This is a genomic window from Phormidium pseudopriestleyi FRX01, assembly GCF_017313335.1.
In the GTDB taxonomy this organism is placed as follows: Bacteria; Cyanobacteriota; Cyanobacteriia; order Cyanobacteriales; family Laspinemataceae; genus Laspinema; species Laspinema pseudopriestleyi.
On the sequence record NZ_JAFLQW010000333.1, the window covers coordinates 1 to 4,186 of the forward strand.

5 protein-coding genes are annotated in these 4,186 nt (G+C 49.5%); all 5 read right to left on the minus strand.

The window, feature by feature from the left end:
- Positions 1–801: 801 nt before the first annotated feature.
- Positions 802–1,116, minus strand: coding sequence for a P-II family nitrogen regulator (locus tag J0895_RS12600; protein WP_207088441.1), 315 nt, complete (start codon positions 1,114–1,116; stop codon positions 802–804).
- A gap of 621 nt (positions 1,117–1,737) precedes the next feature.
- Positions 1,738–2,691 carry an asparaginase gene (locus tag J0895_RS12605; protein ID WP_207088442.1) on the minus strand — a complete coding sequence of 318 codons (954 nt, stop codon included), beginning with the start codon at positions 2,689–2,691 and terminating at the stop codon, positions 1,738–1,740.
- 102 nt (positions 2,692–2,793) lie between these two features.
- Positions 2,794–3,294 carry a CGLD27 family protein gene (locus J0895_RS12610; RefSeq protein WP_207088443.1) on the minus strand — a complete coding sequence of 167 codons (501 nt, stop codon included), beginning with the start codon at positions 3,292–3,294 and terminating at the stop codon, positions 2,794–2,796.
- Positions 3,295–3,308: 14 nt separating this feature from the next.
- A complete protein-coding gene (gene rsfS, locus J0895_RS12615; protein ID WP_207088444.1) occupies positions 3,309–3,743 on the minus strand; it encodes a ribosome silencing factor in 435 nt (144 codons plus the stop codon).
- 150 nt (positions 3,744–3,893) lie between these two features.
- Positions 3,894–4,049: a hypothetical protein gene (locus J0895_RS12620; RefSeq protein ID WP_207088445.1), complete on the minus strand. Its 156-nt coding sequence runs from the start codon at positions 4,047–4,049 to the stop codon at positions 3,894–3,896.
- Between the last annotated feature and the right edge of the window lie 137 nt (positions 4,050–4,186).

Genomic DNA, 4,186 nt, shown 5'->3' on the forward strand with positions numbered 1-4,186 from the left:
GGCGGGGGCAGTTTCTGGGGATACGATTAAGAGATATGTTGAGAACCAAAAAACTAAGTAATTGGTTAGCTACGTACCTACGCTAACCCCCTTATATCCCACGGCTAAAGCACGTGGGTTTTACGGCGTTTTCTATAAACCCTTCATTTAATTTCTAAATTGCGCCAATACTCCGCTCTTTATATTCATTAGAAACAGTTCAACCCAGAACAACAAACTAAAGCCAAGTATGGGCTCAGGCTAAAAATTGGTCAAATTAAAGTCAATTTCGAGGCTACCGTTAGGCAGAAAAAACCATAAAACTGCTTAAGGAAAAACCTGACCCAGTTTTATTGAGTCAGATTTTGAAACCCTTATCCAGTTTGGGCTGTATCCATCAGCCTTCCTCTGGGGCCGGCCCCCACTAAGTAGGTCAAGGTATTGGGTGTCCGCTCTATGCTGATCTAATGTGTGTGGCGGTGGAGGACAAGTGCCCGCCGCTACGGAAACACCTGTTTTGAAATTCACCTGTGAATAGAGAGTGTCTCAAGGAGAGAGACTGGGTCGCTCAAACCTGACATTGATGTCGAACAGAAGACAGACATCTATGCTTTTGCCTTGAACGATATTCTTAAGATGATCTTCCAGGACTTACGCAATCTGTAACATTAACCTTTAAATGTAGCGGCAATTCGCTTTCTGTTCTCTACATTTAGGGTAGATTCTCAAAATCTGCGTAAGTCCTGTCTCAGATGTCATAATACCGAGATTCCCAGTGCTTGAACAGCTTCTTGCCAAAATGAGAATTGCTGGAGTTTTGAATCAGAACGTGTGCGCGTGCAGTACCTCCGCGTCACAGATATAGGCGATGCCCGAATAATCGTCGAAAAACTGCGCTGCGACCTCATCCGAAATCTTCAGGGCGATATCCCGATTGGCGGTGAGCACCTCGATCTTTATATTCGAGTCGGTGCCGCCAACGGTGGGTTGTCCCGACGATCGCACGTTGCGACTGCCTTTACCGCCCGCCGGCATCACCGTATAACCGGCAGCCCCGGCTTCGTCGATGATCTTGGAGATCTGTTTCATCAGCAACTTTTCCGTGACAATGACGAGCTTAGTGGCTTTCTGGGTCATGTGGGTTACCTCTTGAGGTGTTCTGTTACGACAATTCAAGGCAAAACTCTATAGTTTTGCTTTGAACCATATCTTTAAGTTTATGCCAAAGATCGGCGAATCCACTACCCTCTGTTGAGAAAGATTGACTCAGATTAGCAGAAGCATTTTATAAAAAATACTTATCCTTTTGGCGCTATGACCACCATTTCACATCAAATTGCACGGGGTACTAGGGCGTCGGTACAGTAGAGGTAAGACAACCGGGTTTCTTGTCTTATCCCTCTTTTGTCCCTCTCTGTAGTGAGGTGGATTTCTTATTTTCCTTCGCCTAGAGTGACTTCGATAGGGATAGTTTATCTAATACTGTACCGGCGTCCTAGTAGTCAGGTCAATCAAGATAGCTTCTGCTGCCCAAAAATCGTTAAAAGGAGGATTCACTCCCTTCCGCTTCTGGTCATCCTTCTCTTATGGTTTCTCATCTCAGGGAGTAGGGTAAAAAATGAGCGAACCGGAAGTTAAGAAAGAAAAGAAACGACTGAAGTCGTTACTACGAACTTAGAAAGAAATACTTTCCCCTGTTTGTAGTAACGACTTCAGTCGTTTCCGGATTTCCCCAGTTAAAGGAGAAAAATCCCTGACCTAAAGCATGGATAATTCCCCTAAGACATCCAGACGTTTATAGGGATTGAGGGTGATATGGGTTTCTGAGAGGGTTTCGGCGATCGCCGGGTCGATCCAACCCAATTGCTTGAGTAGGTGAATCGCTACGGCGTGTTTTGCCCGTTTGCTACCATCCATGACTTTGATGGCTAAACCCATGCCTTCTCCTTCTCGTCCGATGCAGAGGACGCCTTCGGCACCGCCTTTACTCACCAGTTCCCCTTCGCTTAAGCGCATCAGTTCGGTATCGAACTCGCCGGGTCCGGAAATTAAGGCGGGATGATGGGTCATGGCACGCACGATCCGCTCCATATCGACGTTATCCCCCGAACACAAATGGGCGTACAGGGAGGCCATTTGCCCTAATTCCATCAGATAGGTGGGTGCACCACAGTCATCCCGCGCACCGATGAACTCTTCGGCAGGCATTCGCAGCAGTTCAGCGACTTTGGTGATAATCAAGCGCTGCACGGGGTGATTCTTCTGGGTATAGGTTTCCAGGGGAAAATTGCGCTGTTTGCAGACGGCTAACATTCCGGCGTGTTTGCCGGAACAGTTATGGCTGAGGGGGCTGTCTTTGCCTGGGGGGGTGGGACAGTGGAGGGCGGTGGTATCAACGTCACAGCGCCAGAGGACGTTAAAGGCTTGCCGCGCCTGTTCGATGGTTCCTTTGTGGGAACTGCAAATAATGGCGAGGTCGCGATCGTTAAGACCGAAGCGTTCTAGGGTGCCGGTGGTGGTCACTGCTAGGGCTTGAAAGGGTTTGAGGGCGCTGCGGATGAAGGCGGTGGTTTCTGAGTTACCGGCAACGGACAGAACTCGCCCTCGGTTGTCACAAACGACGGCCTGGACGTGATGGACTGATTCAATAATTCCTTCGCGCAGCAAGCGGACTTCGAGGGCTGCTGCTGCGGTACGTTTTCCCATTGTCATGGGTTAAATTTTATGCCTTATTGGATAGAGTGGGTCAATGTTCAGGGTCAGCCGGTCCAAGGTCTTGGGTAAGACGCGGAACGAACTGCCCGGATACTGCCTTTATACCAAATTCCAAGCGATCGCACCGATGAGGACCAAGATGCCGAGGATGGCAAAGGTTCGATGCAGGCGATCGAGGATGGGTTGGATTTGATGGCGGACGACGAGGCGATCGCGGGTTAAGATTTCCGGGGTTTTGGGCCAGGTTTGACCGTCGTACCAGCCGGATTCTTCATAGAAGATGGTGGGATTGAAGAGGCGATCGCGCACATAGCGCCACCCAAAGTAAAGTCTCAAGAGCATTAAGGTCAAAATCAATCCGCCACCCCCGGTACTTCCGAGGATAAACTGACCCAAGGCTTTGGCGGGAGGAAAACTCGCTGCTGCCACGGGAGCACAAACTGCCACTGACAGTCCCAAAATACAGGCCATTTTACTTAGATAGCCTTTGATGTCACGGGTCGCCCAGCTAAAAAAACAGGACTCCTGAAGCTCTTGATATTCATTGAGCGGTTGCCAATCCGGAGGCACTGGGCAGGCAGACACAGACGAAACCCTCATCTCTAGCTCGTTAATTATTGTGCACCGTTGAGTTCAGCACTCAGGTCTAGGCGTTCGCCATGTCCCCAAAATGCCTCTAAATTGTAATACTCTCGTTCGGTGGGCATCAAGATATGCACGATCACGTCGCCATAGTCTTGAACTAGCCAACTGCCATGATACTGTCCTTCGACTCTCCGGGGAACCCGTTGACATTCTTGTTCGGCTTGATGGGCGATCGCATCGGAAATGGCCCGAACCTGCACTCGGGAATAGCCGGTGACGATTATAAAATAGTCGGCGAGATAGGAGACTTCTGACACCCGCAACACGATTAGATCGCCGCCTTTGCGGTCATCTGCGGCCCGGGCGATCGCAACGGCTAAATGGTAGCTGTCTGCATCGGTTTCGGTTTGAACGGCTTCTCGGGTTAAGGCGCTAGTCGATTGAATCGAGGAAGAATCTGTCATTCACTCTCCATGTAGTTGTAGAAGTTGTGGGCGGGTTTAGTTGTTTATCTGAGAATTTTTACTCAATTTTTTGCTCAAAAAGCCGATTCTCTCGCTTGCTGAGAGTGTCTATCGGATTGGATGAGATTTTTGAGTTCATGCTAACAAATTTTAGGCGGTAATGCGATCGCTTGCGGATACTCTTTGGGTCCGATGTTGTTCTTTCGTCTGTTGCATGGCCCAATTGCGGGTTAATATCGTCCGGGGGTGAATCATCCGTTGCTGTTCGACGAGGTGGCGGAAGCTGTAGTCCCCCGTCTGCCACACCAGAGAAACACGGTAGGGCTGGTAGCCTCGTGTCTTCAGACCGAGGTGGAAAGCCCACACGAGCGGTTTTAACCGCCTACACTGTAGTCTAACCATGATGAGGGTCGTTAATGTAGCGTTCTATCGTATCTGCTGAA